Origin of the sequence: Corynebacterium sp. ES2715-CONJ3 (assembly GCF_024814365.1) — a bacterium.
GTDB lineage: Bacteria > Actinomycetota > Actinomycetes > Mycobacteriales > Mycobacteriaceae > Corynebacterium.
The window spans coordinates 371,403-390,421 of sequence record NZ_JANUXS010000001.1 but is presented as its reverse complement, the minus strand read 5'-3'; the positions used below and the strand labels follow the sequence as shown (position 1 = coordinate 390,421).

General features: G+C 52.7%; 17 protein-coding genes. 8 read left to right on the top strand and 9 right to left on the bottom strand.

Going from position 1 to position 19,019, the window contains the following annotated elements; translation table 11 throughout:
- Position 1 precedes the first annotated feature (1 nt).
- On the bottom strand, positions 2-1,810 hold the full coding sequence (locus NXT00_RS01775) for a methylmalonyl-CoA mutase family protein (RefSeq protein ID WP_259157787.1): 1,809 nt from the start codon (positions 1,808-1,810) through the stop codon (positions 2-4).
- A gap of 203 nt (positions 1,811-2,013) precedes the next feature.
- Here NXT00_RS01775 and NXT00_RS01770 point away from each other — a divergent pair, with 203 nt between their 5' ends.
- Together NXT00_RS01770 and NXT00_RS01765 are read left to right on the top strand one after the other, a co-directional pair.
- Positions 2,014-2,733, top strand: a complete 720-nt coding sequence (locus NXT00_RS01770) for a TVP38/TMEM64 family protein (protein ID WP_259157786.1) — start codon at positions 2,014-2,016, stop codon at positions 2,731-2,733.
- 46 nt (positions 2,734-2,779) lie between these two features.
- On the top strand, positions 2,780-3,340 hold the full coding sequence (locus tag NXT00_RS01765) for a MarR family transcriptional regulator (protein WP_259076895.1): 561 nt from the start codon (positions 2,780-2,782) through the stop codon (positions 3,338-3,340).
- A 40-nt stretch (positions 3,341-3,380) separates the two neighbouring features.
- Here the strand turns inward: NXT00_RS01765 and NXT00_RS01760 are convergent, their stop codons facing one another.
- The 3 genes from NXT00_RS01760 to NXT00_RS01750 all read right to left on the bottom strand — a co-directional run bounded on the left by NXT00_RS01760 (position 3,381) and on the right by NXT00_RS01750 (position 5,821).
- Positions 3,381-4,520, bottom strand: coding sequence for an SPFH domain-containing protein (locus tag NXT00_RS01760; RefSeq protein WP_259076893.1), 1,140 nt, complete (start codon positions 4,518-4,520; stop codon positions 3,381-3,383).
- 6 nt (positions 4,521-4,526) lie between these two features.
- Positions 4,527-4,955 (bottom strand): NfeD family protein, encoded by a 429-nt coding sequence (locus tag NXT00_RS01755; protein ID WP_259076891.1) that lies wholly within the window; start codon positions 4,953-4,955, stop codon positions 4,527-4,529.
- Between the two features lie 62 nt (positions 4,956-5,017).
- The gene (locus NXT00_RS01750; RefSeq protein ID WP_396124703.1) at positions 5,018-5,821 is read right to left on the bottom strand and encodes a DUF3097 domain-containing protein; all 804 of its coding nucleotides are present in this window, start codon (positions 5,819-5,821) and stop codon (positions 5,018-5,020) included.
- A 47-nt stretch (positions 5,822-5,868) separates the two neighbouring features.
- On the opposite strand from NXT00_RS01750, the gene NXT00_RS01745 reads away from it, so the two are divergent.
- On the top strand, positions 5,869-6,588 hold the full coding sequence (locus NXT00_RS01745; RefSeq protein WP_259157784.1) for a hypothetical protein: 720 nt from the start codon (positions 5,869-5,871) through the stop codon (positions 6,586-6,588).
- On the opposite strand, the gene NXT00_RS01740 is transcribed toward NXT00_RS01745, so the two are convergent.
- The 3 genes from NXT00_RS01740 to NXT00_RS01730 all read right to left on the bottom strand — a co-directional run bounded on the left by NXT00_RS01740 (position 6,543) and on the right by NXT00_RS01730 (position 10,327).
- Positions 6,543-7,619: a ferrochelatase gene (locus NXT00_RS01740; RefSeq protein ID WP_259076883.1), complete on the bottom strand. Its 1,077-nt coding sequence runs from the start codon at positions 7,617-7,619 to the stop codon at positions 6,543-6,545. The two genes, NXT00_RS01745 and NXT00_RS01740, sit on opposite strands and share 46 nt — an antisense overlap.
- 125 nt (positions 7,620-7,744) lie before the next feature.
- Positions 7,745-9,463 (bottom strand): DIP1281 family NlpC/P60 protein, encoded by a 1,719-nt coding sequence (locus NXT00_RS01735; protein WP_396124702.1) that lies wholly within the window; start codon positions 9,461-9,463, stop codon positions 7,745-7,747.
- A gap of 384 nt (positions 9,464-9,847) precedes the next feature.
- Positions 9,848-10,327, bottom strand: a complete 480-nt coding sequence (locus NXT00_RS01730; protein WP_259157783.1) for a DUF6676 family protein — start codon at positions 10,325-10,327, stop codon at positions 9,848-9,850.
- Positions 10,328-10,722: 395 nt separating this feature from the next.
- Here NXT00_RS01730 and acnA point away from each other — a divergent pair, with 395 nt between their 5' ends.
- The 5 genes from acnA (at position 10,723) to NXT00_RS01705 (ending at position 16,653) form a co-directional block, all read left to right on the top strand.
- Entirely contained in the window at positions 10,723-13,497 is a 2,775-nt protein-coding gene (acnA, locus tag NXT00_RS01725) for an aconitate hydratase AcnA (RefSeq protein WP_259157782.1), read from the top strand.
- Between the two features lie 115 nt (positions 13,498-13,612).
- Entirely contained in the window at positions 13,613-14,182 is a 570-nt protein-coding gene (locus NXT00_RS01720) for a TetR/AcrR family transcriptional regulator (RefSeq protein WP_259076874.1), read from the top strand.
- Between the two features lie 18 nt (positions 14,183-14,200).
- Positions 14,201-14,938 carry a glutamine amidotransferase-related protein gene (locus NXT00_RS01715; protein WP_259157781.1) on the top strand — a complete coding sequence of 246 codons (738 nt, stop codon included), beginning with the start codon at positions 14,201-14,203 and terminating at the stop codon, positions 14,936-14,938.
- A 68-nt stretch (positions 14,939-15,006) separates the two neighbouring features.
- Complete coding sequence (locus NXT00_RS01710; RefSeq protein ID WP_259076869.1) at positions 15,007-15,276, top strand: ACT domain-containing protein; 270 nt, start codon at positions 15,007-15,009, stop codon at positions 15,274-15,276.
- A gap of 12 nt (positions 15,277-15,288) precedes the next feature.
- Positions 15,289-16,653: a PFL family protein gene (locus tag NXT00_RS01705; RefSeq protein WP_259076858.1), complete on the top strand. Its 1,365-nt coding sequence runs from the start codon at positions 15,289-15,291 to the stop codon at positions 16,651-16,653.
- 254 nt (positions 16,654-16,907) lie between these two features.
- Here the strand turns inward: NXT00_RS01705 and NXT00_RS01700 are convergent, their stop codons facing one another.
- A complete protein-coding gene (locus NXT00_RS01700; RefSeq protein WP_259076856.1) occupies positions 16,908-18,539 on the bottom strand; it encodes an ABC-F family ATP-binding cassette domain-containing protein in 1,632 nt (543 codons plus the stop codon).
- A 61-nt stretch (positions 18,540-18,600) separates the two neighbouring features.
- A complete protein-coding gene (locus NXT00_RS01695; RefSeq protein WP_259076854.1) occupies positions 18,601-19,011 on the bottom strand; it encodes a metal-sulfur cluster assembly factor in 411 nt (136 codons plus the stop codon).
- Positions 19,012-19,019: the final 8 nt, after the last annotated feature.

Here is a 19,019-nt window from a genome sequence, read left to right as displayed (position 1 = left end):
CTTATGCTCCCAACTTATCTAGCAGCGTGGCAAGAGTTGCAGCCGCATCGATCTTAAGATTTAAATAGTCATCGGCATCGACGCCGTGACCGCTGGTGCCGGCTAACATAATAGTTTCGCATCCTGCTTCGCGCAGCGCATCGAAGGCAGCAGCGCCGGTGGCTTCGTATTCCTGATCGGTACCGCAGATAACCACGATCGAGCTCTGTGAAGCTGCTTGGGTGAATTCCTCAGTGCCTGGCTTGACTTCACCAGGGTTGTGGGATTCAATGCCTCCTGCGGCCAACAAGTTCGTAATGAAACCGGTACGAATATTATGCTTCGCTAGCGGCCCCAACGGGATAAGAGCGATAGCGGGGCGTGCCCCATGTTCCTCAAGATAGGCGTCCGAGCGGTTACGCAAGGCTTCGAATTCAGCCGCCCACCGCTTAACACCTGCGGGTTCTTGACGCAGTTGTGCGGGCAGGGGCGCCTCAAGCAGATTTGGGAACTCGTTAATTGCAGTGACCTTCTTGCGGCGCAGCGCAATTTCTTTGCGCGTTGCCTCATGCGACTCTGCAAGCATTGTCGCAACGATGCCAGCATCTACCGCCTGCTGCAAACCACCAGCCTTTTCGATGGTGGTAAATACATCCCACGCCTTGTCGGACAGCTGCTTAGTGAAGGATTCTACGTAGTAGGATCCACCGGCAGGATCGATGACATGCCCAAGATGCGATTCTTCGAGCAGTAACAGGTTGGTATTGCGGGCGATACGGCTGGCAAAAGTGCGTGAGGTTTTCGGTAGACCACCTGGAATAGCCCAGTCGAAGTGCAGAACCTCAACATCCTGTGCGCCGCCTACACCAGCTGCAAAAGCAGCAACTGTGGAACGCAGCATATTAACCCAAGGATCGCGCTGGGAGAACATTACGGGAGCAGTGACCGCGTGAAGCGGAGCCGAACCGTGCTCTGGTGCCCCCAAAATCTCCGCAACTCGAGCCCACAAAGCGCGGCCAGCACGCAATTTAGAAATTTGGGAGAACTGATCGTCGGTGATTGCGTAGCGGAAGGAGATTTGCTCGAGAGCATCCGGTACAGAGAGACCTGCATCGGTTAAGGCGCGAAGATATTCCACTCCGGCAGCGAGCGCTAGGCCAATTTCTTCAGCATCGGTGGCTCCTTGGTTAGAGAAAGACACCGCGTCTACCAACAGTGCACGGGTATGTGCTCGCTGGGAGCTCTTCTTAGCCCAGGAAATAGCTTCGTCGAGGGTGCAGGTTTCACGACCATCAATCTGGCTGGTCAAAGGGGCTGCGCCTAATTCGATAGCAGTGGGATCGTCCTCTTGGGAGTCGACAATCTCAAAGAGCGCCTGTGCTTGCTTGTCTAGGTCTGTTCCGGAATCTAGTCGCACCGGCGCTAGGCTGAGGTACACGCCGTTGAGCAGGGTGGCTAGATCGGCCGATCCTTTGAGTACTAGGTTGGTGGTGCCGTTTTCCAAAGCATGCAACACGTCGCTCTGGTTGTGGGAGGAATCGAAGGTTTCGGTTACTCCCCACCCTTCATTTCCTTCACCGGCGCCTTTGGGTCCGCGGAGGAATGGAAATTGTCCGGGAGGGGCCACTTCGTCAATTTCATCAGCTCGCGTATAGAGCGGGTTGATGTGGATACCCTCACCGGTAGTTTTAATTAATTTTCGCCAGATATCGTCAGGAATATCGGCGGCGTCCTTTTTCTGTACCCGAGCAAAAACTCCAGCAACGGCTCGATACCAAGCTTGCTGGCGGTTTTCAAACTCTTGAGTTAAGGAACTTCGTGTGTCAGTCACGATAAGGACCTACTCCCCTCTTTTTCCACGCTTAAAGGCCGTGAGTGTCCCACTCGCGACCTTTGAAGGTGATGTTAGTAATTTGGGCATGCTGCTGAGATAAGCAAATTCAGAGCACTACGATTAGTCTAGCTAATGCAGGCAGCAATTGCGCCCTGCTTTGCCTAGATATAGCGCGCAAATGAAGAAATATAGTGGAAAAAGTGAAGCAAGCATTAAAAATCGTTGTGAAATTCACATCCTTCCTCCAACTAACGTGGCGGGATTTATCCCTCGCACGCCGTATCGCGTTCTCGAGCCTGCTGATTATAGGCATGGTCGCGGTGCTCTTTATCGATATTCCATCGCTTGAAACCCTGGAGGATCTCTCTCACCGCAGTGGGTATTTTTTTATTCCAATTTTCTTCCTGCTCTATGTCACTATCACGCAATTCCCGATTCCACGGACATTATTGACGCTCAGCTCCGGGTTGCTCTTTCCACCGTGGCTAGGAGTGGCCATAGCACTCAGCGCCACCACCTGCTCAGCGGGCCTCTCTTTGTTGTTGGTTCGCTACGTTGTGGGTCAGTCTGTCTTAGATCGCCTCGATCATCCAGCGGCCTCCCGTATTAACTCTCACCTCGAGCAACGTGGGTGGCTAGCTGTGATGAGCTTGAGAATGATCGCGGGGATTCCTTTTTCGCTGCTCAATTATACGGTGGCAATGACAAGGATTCCCTTAGGTGGCTTTCTCATTGCCACCTTCATCGGTTCTGCCCCTGGAACAGCTGCGGTGGTTTTTCTTGGCGACGCTCTTATTCGCAGTTTTGATACCACTACATTGCTTATCACTGTCGCTTTCGGCTTCGTCGGATTGATTGGGTTATGGCTAGATCACACCTTGCCACTTGGGGATGCGTCACAAGTCAAGTCTTCGGACTAGAATAAGAGTTATCTATCCATGTCTTTGTAGAGTCAAAGGATTTTCTATGTTTGTTCTCTATGCTCGCTACCGCGGTCGCGAACGACGTCGTGCGGAATTGGTACGCACCTCGGCAGCACGACTTTCAACCCTTCCGGGGGCTGGTGAATTCGAAGTAGTCAGCGTCGAAGACATCGTGACGTGCATAACCTCTGCCGAAGTATGCTGCGATCTTGCGCTTGCACTTCTGTCTCATGGAGACTGGGCGATAGCTATCGCCATCGCCCCTCAAGCTGAGCAGGCGCGGCGACTAGCACGTACCACTCTTGGCTCCCATGCCCGTGCCGGTGTAGTGAAGGTTGGGATAAGGCGGCAAAAAGAAAAAGCCGAGGATATTGCGGGAGCCTTTATACTTTTAGCCTATCTTCTTCACAAGCGCACCCCTGAAGGGCGCGAAGCAACTAGCCTCATGCGACGTGGATATACTCAGAATGAAGCAGCCATGGAGCTGGGGATTTCAAAGCAGGCGATGAGTCAGCGCTTGCAAGCTGCTGGATGGCAAGCGGAATTGGCTGGTTGGCGTCTGGCAGTCCGCTTTCTCCAAGCAGCTGATGAGAAAAAAATATAGGCTGCACACCAGTGCAGCCTATATAACTAAAACTCTAGTTCTAGGAAGTTTCGGGCAGCTGACTCGTCTGAGTGGGAAGACCCGGGATGGGGTTGACCTCATCCACAGGTTTCTGCGCCACCGCATTTGCCGCCGCTAACGCTGCCTCGATCTCGGGATTAGAGCTTGCCGATAACCATTCCTCAGGCACGTCTTCTTCTTGGACCGGCTCGGATTTCTGCGCTTCGTAGCGGAATACTCCATCCTGATCTTTATCGCCAAAGCTCTTGGCGAAGTGCTCAAGAGCGTCAGAGAACTGACTTGGGATCATCCACATCGTCGAGCCTTCATTGCTGGCCATCTTCGGTAGCTTATCCAAGTACTGATAAGCCAACACTTCCGGAGTGAGCTCGGAGCGCTTAATTGCGGCATTGATTTGAGTGATGGCTCGCGCTTCACCTTGAGCTTCCAAGAACTTGGCTGCCCGAGTACCTTCAGCTCTCAGGATGGCTGCCTGGCGTTCGGCCTCGGCGCGCAAGATAGCGGCATGCTTCTCACCCTCAGCGCCGAGGATTCGCGCTTGCTTTTCACCTTCAGCGGTGCGGATATCGGATTCACGACGGCCCTCAGCAGTTAAGATCATGGCCCGCTTCTCTCGATCTGCCTTCATCTGCATCTCCATAGACTGTTGAATAGATGGAGGGGGATCGATCGCCTTGAGCTCGACGCGGGAAATTCTCAGGCCCCACTTGGTGGTGGCCGCATCAAGCTCGCCTCGCAGCCGACGGTTGATGACTTCGCGGCTAGTGAGAGTCTCCTCCAGGGTCATACCGCCTACGACATCTCTAAGAGTGGCAACAGAGATTTGCTCAACACCAACAATATAATTATCTACACCGTAGATAGCCTTGGCGGCATCATTGATTTGAAAGGTAACGACGGTATCAATAGCTACCGTCAAGTTGTCTTGAGTAATAACAGCTTGCGGAGGGAAGCTCACCACTCGTTCACGAGTGTCCACGCGTTGGCGGACACGGTCGATAAACGGTATTAGTAAAGTGATACCGCCTGAGACCGTACGCGTATAACGTCCCAGTCTTTCAATTACTGCCGCTTCGCCCTGAGGTATCAGAACCACTGCCTTAGCAACGGTCACGATGATCAAGACAATCAGGACCCCGAAGAGTATGAGAGTAACCATTATGTTCTACACTTTCCAGACCACGGCAGTCGTAGACTCAATGGAAATCACTGCCACGGTATCTCCTTCTGAGAAAGTGACACTAGGGTCGAGACTACGTGCGGTCCATATTGATCCATCTACCTTGATTTGACCACTGTGCGCTGTTATAGCTTCGACAACGAGAGCGTGACTGCCCTCTAACGCTTTGGGACTGGTATCGAGGTAGACATTCTGGTTGAGGAAGCGGGTCTTTAATGCTGGCTTGAGAAATATCAAAAGCATAAGAGAGAAGACTCCAAAACTTATGATCTCTACGCCTACTGGAATACCTAGCAAGGCGACCACACCGGTTAACAGCGCCGCACTTCCCAGCATCATTAACGTCAGCTCCCCGACCGCCAATTCGGCGACGAGGAGAACTAACCCTGCAATAACCCAGATTAAAGAGCCCACACGGTCAGTCTACTCGGTTGAACTGAAAAATAGCAGGAGTCCGTAAGGGCACTGCGATATCTCTAAAGAAGATCCGACTTTTTCAATTCAGGGTTAGTGACAAAATCGACGAGCCGTTCGACTGCCCCGATGAGATGAGAATCAATATCTCGGTAGCTGTGCACCGCTCGGTATACTCTATTCCACCCTTCTTTCGGATCGGACCAGTGCAGACGCTCACACACGCCCATCTTCCAGTCTTCTCCGAAGGGAATATCGGGCCAGTTTCTCAACCCTAGGCGTTCAGGTTTGACCGCTGCCCAGATGTCAATATATGGGTGTCCTGTCACCAGCACATCCTCGCCCACGGACTGGGTCAAGCGCATCTCCTTTGATCCTTTTATAAGGTGATCGGCTAGTACCCCGATGCGTCGTCCTGGTCCTGGGCGGAATTCTTGCAACCTGGCGGATAAGTTATCCAGCCCCTCGAGATATTCCACCACTACGCCTTCGACCCGGAGATCATGACCCCAAATCTTTTCCACGATTGCAGCGTCATGGATACCTTCGACCCAAATACGAGAAGGGGCGGCGACTTTCGCACTGAAGTTTTCCACCATCGTAGATCCCGAATTTGAGCGACGTGGCTGCTGCGCTGCGATTTTTCGTTTCAAGGTCGCCCGTTGGCCTTCGATGAGAAAGGCGCCCGGTCGTAGTTTGAAGAGTTTCTCAACCCCACGCCGATCTTCCAGGCGGATGAAATCACCATCATAGGTCTTCTCGAAACCTATGATTGCGCCCACAAAGCCATCAGCAAGCACCTCGACGACCGATCCGATGGTTACCTCTACCTCAGGGTAACGAGGTCCCTTTTTTTGCTGAAAAATATCCCCGTAATTTCTCACGATCACTTAGCCTACTAAACTCATGGAGAATGAAAGATTTCTACTCGCCTCTTCAAAATATAACCCTGTGGCTCGGCGCCTGGTTTTATGGATTCGAATCCTTTGACAGCCTTAAAGATGCCTTAGGCGACCTCGGAGGCGCACACTCGCTGTACGACGGCGAGGAAAATCTGCTTGAACTGCTGAAATTCCTTAGACAAAAGATGCTCACCTCGGCAAAACCACCAGTACTTATGGCCCTCCTTGGTGGTCCTGGTGATCCTATTCCCGCACCTTTAGGAGTCAATGAAGCCTTATTGATCGGGCATCACACACTGCTCATCCCCCATCAGCGTGCTACGGGAGTGGAATGGGAGGCCGCCCCATACCAAGGTCGCCCGCTTTCTACTATTAGTCTGGGGGAAGCTGATACCCTGTTGCGGGAAGCCACCGCCCGGTCTGCGGACTATATCGAAGGCCGAGATTCGCTGCTACAGCATCAATCGAGCCAGCCCCGCCTTCTAGTGGGGACTCTCAGTGACTTCTATGAAAATCCTGGCCTGCCCGCAGATCTGCCGCCGCGGGCCGGTCAACTAATCGCGCGCGCCGACCGTGTAAGTGCCATTGTGGAGGCAGTCCACATTCGCTACGACCACCACGCTTTCGATCCTCAACTCCTTAGCTTGGCAAAATATATCCGACACGCTCGGATGGCTGCTATAAGTTATTCCTTGGTCGAGTGGGGGCGCCGTGCCGGCGGACAACATTGATACTCACAGGCAGCTCCATTTAAGGTAACTCCTTTCGATATCACGGTACCTGAATGCTGTGCAGGACATTTACCCAGACTTTCGTCGATGAGATCGACCACCATTGACGCAAATTTCTGAGTGTGCCCGACGGTTGGCGCCCGTAAGATCGTCATATTCAGCCGCTGCGCATCGTCGCGGACTTCGTTATCTAGATCCCACACAACTTCCATATGGTCTGAAATGAAGCCGATTGGGCACACCAGAATATTGTTGACGCCTTGATCGTTAAGCTGCTCAACGTGATCTCGTATATCGGGTTCAAGCCACGGTATCCGACCATCACCGGAGGCTGATTGCCACACGACGTCGTAGTCCTTGAAGTCTACCGCGTGAGCGACAAGGCGGGCCGCTTCGTGAATTTGCCGAGAATACAGATTCCCATCCGCAAATGTGCCAGAATTTTCGTCGGCCACCATGGGAATGGAATGGGCCGTAAAAACCAGGCGAAGATCCGATGGTGGGATGTTTAGGGCTTGAAATTTTGCGAGAGTATCGCGCACCGCATGAGCATTCGCGGCTATAAATTCTGGATGATCATAAAATTGCCGCAGCTTGATAAAGTCGACTGATGGTAGTGAGCGTTCCGCGAGATGCTCGCGTAGCGCGGAGATATCCTCGTTATACTGCCGGCATCCCGAGTACCCACCCCATGCACTCGTCGCGAAAACTGCTACAGTCTTGTGCCCATCGCGAGCGATCTCTTCTGAGGTGTCAACGGCAAAGGGGTGCCAGTTCCGGTTTCCGAAGTAGACGGGAAGTTTGCGCCCTCTGTGTGATAATTCCGATTGGATATTTGCTACTATTTCTCGGTTGCAATCGTTGAGGGGACTGTATCCGTCAAAATGGTGGTAGTGGGTTGCCACAACTTCCAAACGCTCGTCGGGGATTCCGCGGCCGCGCGTAACATTGCGCAGAAAAGGCATCACATCTTCGGACTTCTCTGGGCCACCAAAACTTAACAGCAAAAGAGCATCAATAGAAAGGTGCATAGGGATGACTCTAACCCATCCTAATACCCTGAAGCGACATTTCTGCCCCACCGCGGCATCCCATATTCTCAGCCCGCCACCTTTACCGTTGAGGTGGCGGGCTGAGAATATTTAAAATGCGCGAGTTAAATTAGACGCACAGCGTACGGACTCATACCACCCCAGCGTACATCGGAGATACGGACGGTTGAACCAGATTGGGGAGCTTCGATCATTGTGCCATCACCGAGATAGATAGCTACGTGGTATTCAGCGTTGGGTCCGTAGAAAATGAGGTCACCACGCTGCATATTTTTGGGGTCGATCTTGGTGCCGTGCTTGTATTGGTAGCCAGTATAGTGTGGCAGATCGAAGCCGGCGGCGGCGAAGGCGTAGATGACCAGGCCCGAGCAGTCGAAACCAACCTTATTAAAGTCGCCGTAGCTATCGGCGGTTCCGCCATCACGGATTCCTTTCGTAGGGCCATTCACGTTGCCACCACCCCAAGCGTAAGGGGTCCCGATCACGCTCTGTGCCCTGGCAATCACGGCTTCGATGCGTTCGCTCCTTGAACCGTCGGTGATGATGTCATTACCGGTTGGAGTTTCGTCCGCAATCTCATCGAGTTTAACGAGGAGATCCTGGATAGCGGAATCTAATTCGTCGTCAGCGACCGCCGAGGCTTCTGGGGAACTAGGGCTTGAATTACTAGAATCCTCTGCTATATCCTCAGCGCTTGGCGCAACCGACTCTTGAGGGATGTCTTGGGGTGCGGCTCCCTGGTCTGGGGTATCGGAGGCTTTTAGGAGTTCATCGGCTGCGAGATTAACCAGCTCGAGTGCCTGCTTTTCGGCGGCTTGGGCTGCAGCTGCCTCCCGCGCTTGCTCGGCGGCTACCTCGGCCGCAGTTTCTTGGGCCCTGCGCGCTGCCTCAGCTTCAGCTTCAGCGGCAGCACGCCGCTCCGCTGCCTCCTTTTGTGCGGCGCGTTCCTGTGCTTGTGCTTGTGCCTCTCGGGCTGCCTGGGCCTGTGCCTCGGCTTCTTGGCGTTCCCTTTCTTTTCTCTCCAGTTCTTGTTGTGCAGCTACTCGCGCAGCCTCGGCCCGCGCTGCCTCAGCCTCTTTGGCCTTGCGTTCGGTTTCGGCTTTTTCAAATGCTCGGTATTCCTCACGTTGGGCGTAGAGAGCATCGGCCGTGCTGCGCGCCTGACTCAAACGTACCTGGGCGGCTGAGCGGTCGGCCTCGAGGCTCTGACGTTCCATATGTCGACGCTCGAGTTCTTGAGAGTTTTCGCGTATTGCTCGCTCCGCATTTTCCTTGGCGTCGAGAGCGGCCCGCTCCTTGGCCTCAGCGATATTACGCGCCTCGCGAAGGAGAGATTCCTCATTAGCCTGTTGAGTGCGAAGTCGATCCAGTTCATTAACGACTGTTCTCTGCTTTTCAGCGCGGGTGCGAAGGAAAGTCTGGCGAGCCAGTGCGTCCTCAGACGTTGTGGTTCCCGCGAGTCCCCCGACAACTCCCGTGGCGCCTTTGCGATAGGTTGATCGAGAAATCTCATCGAGCGATTGCTGCGCGCGAGTGAGATCAGATTGGGTCGACTCTAAGTTACTGCGTGCTTGGGCGACTTTAGCACGTGCTTGGTCAGCTTCGTCTTTAGCTCGGTGATAGTCAACGATGGCCTTATTAACGCCCTCACGCAGCTTACCCATCTCCAACTCAACTCGAGACAGATTGGCTTCACTATCTGAAATTGCTGCCACTAAAGCTGTCACGCTTGACTCGGCATCGCCAACCTCGCTGTGCGCAGTTGCTATCGCCGAGTCGGAGGGATTGGTAGGCACCGCAACGGCCATCAACTGTGATGGCATAAGTAGGGCAGCTACCGAGGCCGCGGTTAGGATACGCCCAAATTTGCGCACGAAAACTCCTCGTTCAAAATTGTCAAGCCCGACAATATGGCTGTTTGCGACGTGCTTCCCCACATGTGCAAAAAAACGACCAATGATAGTCAAGCTTCTGGAATCGACTCAAGAGTCAATACACAAACAATAAGGCAATTCCTTCACCACATGCACCATGCTTCGATCCAGTCACAAACGCAACAGCACACCTCTTCTGAAACAATGCATGATTGAGCTGCGAAAACGATGTAAATTTGAGGTCAAAGTGATATTGATTACATTTTGGACGTTTATCGGCGCGCCTACCCCACAAAATAAAGAAGAAACTGTCAAGCACACGTTGACAGTTGTCTAGTCCCAAACCTTGATTTTACGGATACTTCCTATAATTCCAGCAGCAACTAAGCTAAAAACTAGGACGGGTACAAGGGGGGCAGACAACATAGGATTACCCCCAGCGAGAGTATCGGCAAAGGCCGTAATATCACCGGCGTAGTCGGTGCTTTGAACCAAGCTAAACTTGGCCGACTCGATTTCCGCGCGGCTCAACGTTGTACTCACAACTCCGCTACTATCGGGGCTTCTGACAATCACCAACTCATATCCTCCCGCATCCAGAAGGACCTGGCCTATATCCCGTAAATCAGCGGGCTGTGGTGGGGTCTGATCTACTACCACGACTCCAACCGGCGAGACCATCGTCTGCTCTTCGAGATAGAGCTTGGCACTTTCAAGAGTGCCGTGGAGGTTGTCATCTTGAGTTTCTAAGGCCACATCATCCTCAGCAAGCTGCCGAGCGAGATCATTCATATCAATAGTAGAAGGGATCATAGAGCTAAACTTTCCTTCCGATTAAGCCAGTGCCTTAGACAGCATAGAGCATGGTGAGTACCTCAACTTATGCCACAGGGTAGCACAATCCACGCGATAGCAGATCCACGCATTAAACAGAATCGACAGCGTTGGCTGGTGCACAAATTGGAGGGGTATAGGTACTCCTAGAATGCGTCACGAGCTGGGTTTTTATTGGTATATGTAGCGATTATCTTGGAGGAGCTGAATTTATTTGCTCGATTTCATTCTAACTCCGGCCAACAGAACGCTTGTACTGTTATAATGAGCGTCACGCGACGCGACCAAAGATTTTCCAGCCGAAAAAGCCTCAAGTGTCGCACCTGATACTAAGATATTCGAAACCCAATCCCTATCAACCCTGGAGCTATATAGTGACCGTTAGCAAAGACTCTTTTCATGCCCGCAAGGCTCTCGCAGTAGGTGAAAAAACCTATGATTTTTACTCTCTCGACTCCGTGCCTGGTTTGGACAAGCTGCCCTACTCACTCAAAGTGCTTGCGGAAAACTTGCTCCGGCACGAGGACGGCGCCAATATTAAGGCTGAACATATTCAGGCTCTCGCCAACTGGGACCCTCAGGCGGAACCTAGCGTAGAGATTCAATTCACTCCCGCTCGTGTACTCATGCAGGATTTCACGGGCGTTCCCTGTGTGGTCGACCTTGCCACCATGCGCGAGGCGGTCAAGACTCTCGGGGGCGATCCCGATAAGGTAAATCCGCTCAATCCCGCCGAAATGGTCATCGACCACTCGGTTATTGTCGAAGCTTTCGGTTCCAACGACGCGTTGCAAAAAAATGTTGACATTGAATACGAGCGCAATGAGGAGCGCTACCAGTTCCTACGCTGGGGTGCCGAGAATTTCTCCAATTTCCGTGTTGTTCCACCAGGAACAGGGATTGTGCACCAAGTTAATATTGAATACCTTGCCCGCGTCGTTTTTGACAATAATAACGTCGCCTATCCCGATACCTGTATCGGCACAGATTCGCATACCACCATGGAAAATGGTCTGGGCATTCTTGGCTGGGGCGTCGGCGGTATTGAAGCCGAAGCCGCTATGCTCGGACAACCAGTCTCCATGCTCATTCCAAAGGTTGTAGGCTTCAAACTCACCGGAGAGATCCCAGCAGGAGTAACCGCTACCGACGTAGTTCTCACCATCACCGAGATGTTGCGCGAGCACGGAGTTGTGCAGAAATTCGTAGAATTTTATGGGAACGGGGTCAAATCTATCCCGCTGGCTAACCGCGCAACTATTGGCAATATGTCGCCAGAGTTTGGCTCCACGTGCGCAATTTTTCCTATCGACGAAGAGACCACCAAATACCTGCATCTAACAGGCCGCTCCGAAGAGCAGGTAGCCCTCGTCGAAGCCTATGCAAAAGCTCAAGGGATGTGGCTTGAAAAAGACGCCCCGGAAGCCCTCTATTCCGAGTACCTCGAGCTAGATTTGAGTACCGTTGTACCTTCACTCGCCGGTCCGAAACGCCCTCAGGACCGAATTCTGCTATCTGACTCAAAGCAACAGTTCCGCGCAGACCTACCGACCTATACTGCCGATACCGACACCCTCGAGCCGGTCCGCCTTGAGGGCGCGTTCGAGCGCACTGCTAATTCCTCTCGTTCCGGCAACGGAGAGAGCGCCGCTTTAGCGAATACAGGTCGCCCATCTCGACCCGTGGTTGTTACCTCACCAAATGGCGGCGAGTTCACTGTTGACCACGGCATGGTCGCTATCGCCTCCATCACGTCGTGCACCAATACCTCAAACCCATCAGTGATGATCGGGGCCGGCCTCATCGCCCGTAAAGCGGCAGCCAAGGGGCTCAAAGCAAAACCATGGGTAAAGACCATCTGCGCTCCTGGATCCCAGGTTGTAGACGGTTATTACCAGCTAGCAGATCTCTGGAAGGACCTCGAGGCCTTAGGATTTTATCTATCCGGTTTTGGGTGTACCACCTGCATTGGAAATTCGGGCCCCCTACCGGAAGAGATTTCAGCTGCAATTAACGAATACGATTTGGCTGCCACAGCTGTCTTGTCTGGAAACCGCAACTTCGAGGGCCGCATCTCTCCTGACGTGAAGATGAACTATCTGACGTCCCCGATCATGGTTATTGCCTATGCTATCGCTGGCACGATGGACTTTGATTTCGAGACCCAACCTCTTGGAGTCGATCAGGACGGAGCCGAGGTATTCCTCAAAGATATCTGGCCCTCTACCGAAGAGATCGAGGAGACGATCGCGCAATCGATCAGCCGCGAACTTTACGAAGCAGATTATGCAGACGTCTTCAAGGGGGACAAGCAGTGGCAAGCACTCGATATCCCCACTGGGACCACCTTCGAGTGGGACGACGACTCCACCTATATTCGCAAGGCTCCATATTTCGACAATATGACTGTAGAGCCTGAACCTGTTACTGATATTGCAGGCGCCCGCGTCCTAGCTAAACTTGGCGACTCAGTGACCACAGATCACATCTCCCCTGCTTCTTCAATCAAGCCAGGCACTCCCGCAGCCCAGTACTTGGACGAGCACGGTGTCGCCCGAGAGGACTATAATTCCCTCGGATCACGCCGTGGAAACCATGAGGTCATGATGCGCGGAACCTTTGCCAATATCCGCCTCCAGAATCAGCTCGTCGACATCGCGGGTGGCTACACCCTCGACTTCACACAGGACGGTAACCCTCAAGCGTATATCTTCGATGCTTGCCAAAATTATAAGGCTCAAGATATTCCTCTGGTTGTGCTCGGAGGCAAAGAATACGGAACCGGGTCGTCGCGAGACTGGGCTGCTAAAGGTACTAGTCTTCTTGGCGTAAAAGCCGTGATCACAGAATCTTTCGAAAGGATTCATCGCTCCAATTTGATCGGAATGGGCGTGATCCCCCTGCAGTTCCCGGAGGGTGAGTCGCACGAGAGTCTCGGTCTGACTGGTCACGAAATTTTTGACATTGAGGGAATCGCAGCCATGAATTCGGGGGTTACCCCTGATACCGTCAAGGTCACAGCCCGCTTAGATGGCAAGGTTGTCGCAGAATTCGACGCGATCGTACGCATCGACACTCCAGGGGAGCTCGCATACTACCTCAACGGCGGCATCTTGCAGTACGTGCTTCGCAATATGGCTAAGTCATAGGAGTCAGTTCGCTGTGGGATTGAGGACGATCCCAATCCTGAGGGAAGCCAGATGGCTTCCCTCAGCCTCCCATAAATTTCGAGCTTTAACGCACTGAAAAATAAAGGACTTCGCGATGCCTATTGTGTCCGATAGCGAACTCATCTCGCGACGCCAAGATATCCTCGATGGCGCCAGGCGCTGCTTTGCCGAATACGGCTACGAAGGGGCCACCGTGCGTCGATTGGAGCGATCAATTGGCAAATCACGTGGAGCGATCTTCCATCATTTTAAGGATAAGGAAAACCTCTTCCTCGCTCTTGCTCGCGAAGATGCCGAACGGATGGCGGAGGTTGTAAGCAAAGACGGATTAGTCGAGGTGATGCGCAGTATTTTGGAGAATCCCAAAGACTATTCGTGGTTATCCACGCGGCTCGAAATTTCAACTATGCTACGCACTGACTCTAGTTTTCGGCAACGGTGGATTGAACACCAACGCACTCTAGACGATGCCCTGCGCGAGCGGCTGCGCCTCAACCTGGAAAAGGGCGGCTTGCGTACTGACGTGAGCTTGGAGGTTTTACATACATATTTGGAAACGGTATTCGATGGGCTCATAACGAGGCTATCGTCAGGAGCCGACACCACCGACCTGCAAGCTATCCTACAAATTGTAGAAGGTAGTGTACGAAGTAGTTCTTCATAACCTACAATAAGACTTCTTATGGCTGATTTTCTTTTTGTATCCTTGCGCCAAGGTAAAAGTGGACACCCAGTCGCCTTATCCGAGTTTGCTGACTTTCGGCGGGCGAGCAACCTGGGAGCCTCTGACATCGACCATATAATTTTAGAATCCGAGCGCGACACAATTGGGGACACCTCGCAGTACGCAGGCATAATAGTCGGGGGAAGTCCTCTCCACGTCTATCCTGAACCGTATTCTGTATACCAACAACACGTGCACCGTCAGCTCGATATGCTGATCTATGGCGATAAACCTGTCTTTTTAATATGCTTTGGCGCTGGCTACTTGGCGCACGCCACTGGTGGAACTGTCGCCCGTAAGCACCCCGAAGAAACCGGTATTACCGTTGTTGTCCCCGCCTCTCAAACCGACCCCATCATGCAAGGCCTGCCAGCGAGATTCCAGGCGCTTACCGGCCATACGGAAGCCATCGAGACTGTCGGCCCAGAGGTTGAGGTGCTAGCTTCTGGACCTAGTTGCCCGTACCAGCTGATCCGTTTCCGCGACCACGTTTGGGCCTCCCAGTTTCACGGAGAGATGGACTACGAAGGGGTCAGGGCTCGCATGAGCTTCTATATGCACAGTGGGTATTTTGATCCACAGGATTTTGACAAGATTCTCCAGTCTGTCGAAAACTTTGACCCACGCTGGGCGAGACACGTCCTGTGCAATTTTATCGCCCACTCGCGCAGCCTCACCGCTACAGGCCCCCGTTAATTGTGCTACCCAACGCCGGGTTCTTCTGGGGTCGATGAATATTCTCAAAACCCTGTAACATACTCCCTATGTTTGCCATTATGACCGTTACCGGTATAGATCATACGGGGATTATTGCCGCAGTATCGACAGCCCTAGCTGAACTCAATGTAAATATTCACAATGTGTCGCAGACACTCATGGAAGACTACTTCACCATGATTCTTCATGTTGCCTTCGATGAAGACTCCATTGATCTCAAAATGATTCAAGAACGCATGGAAGCGATTGAAAAGCGGGAAAAGCTGGTTATCAGAATCCAATCGCAGGCCATCTTCGATGCTATGAATCTCATTTAAAGAAAGATCGAGATGACTATTCAACATTCTTCCGATGCTGTACTAGAAACAATCGCCATGATCGAGCAGTACCGGCTCGATATCCGCACGGTAACCATGGGAATTTCACTGCTCGACTGCGTGCGCGGATCCATGCAAGAAACCTGCGATGCTGTTTATGAAAAAATAACAACCCAAGCAGCACACTTGGTAGAGACCTGCGTAGGTATCGAGCGCGAACTTGGTATCCCGATAGTTAACAAACGTATCTCTGTCACCCCCATTGCTCTGATTGCTCAAGCCCACAAAGAATCTCCCCTGCCACTGGCCCATGCACTCGATCGCTCAGCCAAGACGGTAGGTGTGGATTTTGTAGGTGGTTATTCAGCCCTTGTAGAAAAAGGCATGACCGCTGGGGATCGGCGCCTAATCGAGTCCATCCCACAAGCGCTCACAGAAACCGATCTGGTGTGTTCGAGTGTAAATATCGCCTCATCGCGTGCCGGGATCAATATGGATGCGGTGGCCTTGATGGGCAGAGTTATCAAAGAGGCAGCGGAGCTGACCAAAGAGCGCTCCGCTATCGCCTGCGCCAAGCTCGTAGTCTTTGCCAATGCTGTGGGGGATAACCCCTTTATGGCTGGCGCTTTCCATGGTGTCGAAGAACCAGATTGCGTGGTCTCCGTAGGTGTATCCGGCCCTGGCGTGGTTAATCGGGCTCTGGGAGATCTCAAGGGCGCTAGCCTTAACGACGTGGCTGAAGCCATTAAAAAGGCTGCATTCAAGATTACTCGTACGGGTCAGCTAGTAGGTACCATGGCAGCGCAGCGGCTTGGTATCCCGTTCGGAATTGTCGATCTGTCCTTAGCCCCTACCGCTGAGATCGGCGATTCTGTGGCTCTCATCATGGAAAATATGGGGCTGGATCAGGTGGGGACTCACGGCACAACAGCTGCGCTTGCTCTACTCAATGACGCTGTAAAAAAAGGCGGTATGATGGCGTGCTCACGCGTTGGAGGGCTGTCCGGCTCCTTTATCCCAGTATCTGAAGATAAGGGCATGATTGACGCAGTTCGGGCCGGGAATATCAGTATCGATAAATTAGAGGCGATGACCTCAATCTGTTCGGTAGGTCTCGATATGGTGGCGATCCCGGGCGAAACTTCAGCATCTCTCATTTCTGGGATGATTGCAGATGAATCAGCTATCGGCGTGATGAACCACAAAACCACCGCTGTGCGCGTTATACCGGTCCCTGGGACCAAGCCTGGCGACGAAGTTAATTTCGGCGGGCTGCTAGGCTATGCGCCCGTTATTCCAGTGTCTCAAGTAGATAACTCTCAGTTTATTTCACGTGGCGGTTTTATTCCTGCCCCGCTGCACGGACTAAGAAACTAACCGATCGTTCTCACCGTCTCGCAATGAACCTCCTTCTTATCATGGGAGGTTCATTTTTTTAGGCCACGGCTGAGAAAAAGCATGGGTCCGATGATGTCGATGAGCGTAATAAAAAACCAGCGTCTTTTTGATCCGCGGATTCTGTCATGCGGAGTGTAATAGAGAAAGTGCCATGCTGTGAGGGCAGCACATAGATCTATTCCAAGGAGCGCCAAGAGTTTCTTCGACATCTCACCATAGTACGTGATGGTTGGTTAAGATAGCTCCACGATCTCCATATATTCGTCGCTCCACAGATCTTCATCGCCATCAGGGAGGACGATAACGCGCTCTGGATTGAGTGCTCGCACAGCGCCTGGATCGTGAGTCACCAACACCACAGCACCCTCGTAGGTGGCCAGGGCGTCGAGAACCTGTTCGCGGGAGATCGGATCTAAGTTATTCGTCGGTTCATCGAGTAGAAGTACATTAGCCCGAGAGGAAACGAGGCTAGCTAGCGCAAGACGGGTTTTTTCACCGCCCGAAAGGGTCCCGGCTGGCTGGTCTAGTTGCTCCCCGGAGAACATGAATGCTCCTAGTAGTCCACGCAAATCCTGCTCCCCTGCTTCGGGGCAAGCGGCGATGGTGTTTTCCCACACCGTTTGATCCGGATCGATGGTGTCGTGTTCTTGGGCAAAGTAGCCAATTTTCAGGCCGTGGCCAGTGACTACTCCCCCCTCACCATCGGTACGTTCTACCCCCGCAAGTAACTTCAACAGCGTGGTCTTGCCAGCGCCGTTGAAACCCAGAACGACCACCCGGCTCCCTTTGTCAACTGCGAGATCGACTCCAGAGAATACTTCGAGCGAGCCGTACATCTTGGTCAGACCACGACCATTGAGAGGAGTTTTTCCACAGGGAGCTGGAGCCGGAAATTTGATATGGGCCACGCGGTCGCCTGCTCTAATCTCATCGGTTTGTGCGACCATCTTCTCCGCCCTTGCCAACATCTGCTTTGCAGCGGCTGCTTTAGTGGCTTTGGCACCCAGGCGAGCTGCCTGGTCCTTGAGTGCGGACGCTTTTTTCTCAGCATTTGCGCGCTCGCGGCGGCGCCTAGCTTCATCAGTAGCACGAGCGTCGATATACTTCTTATAGCCCATATTATAAATATCAGCTTCTGCTCGAACGGCGTCGAGAAACCAGATCTTATTACATACGGCCTCGAGGAGTTCCACATCGTGGCTAATCATAATCAAACCACCCTCGTGCTTTGAGAGAAAGCCACGCAACCATAGGATCGAATCAGCATCAAGGTGGTTTGTCGGCTCATCGAGAAGAAGGGTGGTCTCGGATTTACCGCTTCCAGCCGAAGCTGCGAACAGTATCTGGGCAAGCTCTACACGTCTGCGTTGCCCTCCGGATAGGGTTTTAAGGGATTGATCGAGAATCCGCGCCTCTAGGCCCAGATTATCGCAGATGCGTGCGCACTCTGCGTTGGCTTCGTAGCCTCCGAGGGCATGGTAACGTTCCTCTAATTTTGTATACTGCCTAATTGCTTTGTCGCGTTTAGCATCACTGCCAGCGGTTTCCATAATCGACTGTTGCTTGGCCATATTGCGATTAATAGCATCGAGGCCACGAGCGCTGAGCACCCGCTCACGTGCGGTCTGCTCAATATTTCCCTCACGTGAGTCTTGAGGTAGATAACCAATAGTGCCTGACCTGACTACGGATCCTCCATAGGGTTCGGTTTCTCCCGCTAGGATTCGCATAGTGGTGGTTTTACCCGCCCCGTTACGGCCTACTAGGCCAATTCTATCGCCTGGCTGGACTCGTAAATGCTGCCGCGTGGCGTCAAGCAGGGTGCGCGCACCCACTCGGACTTCAAAGTCATTGGTCACAATCACAAAGCGCCATCCTAGCACCCGAGAGCAAAGGGAGAAATTCCTCCCTTGGGGAAAGCCTGGACTACACCGAGAATCCTAGCGCACGCAGTTGCTCCCGGCCTTCCTCAGTGATCATATGCGGACCCCATGGAGGATTCCACACCCAATTGAGCTGCAGTTTTTCAATTCCGCCGTTACCGACTACCGCACTCTGCGCTTGGTCTTCGAGAACATCGGTCAGCGGGCAGGCTGGTGACGTGAGCGTCATATTGATATGGGCTTCATTCTCATTTTCGATCCAGATATCATAAACCAAACCTAAATCCACCACGTTGATGCCTAACTCGGGATCGATAACGTCGCGCATATACTCTTCGATGTCGAATGCTTTGGCTTCATCCGCCTCGCTTTGTTCGGGGATGATATGAGTGCGGTCAATGATTCCGGTATGTGGGTCGGCGTGCGGTGGTTCTACATCGTGGTTATCGGTCATTATTAGTC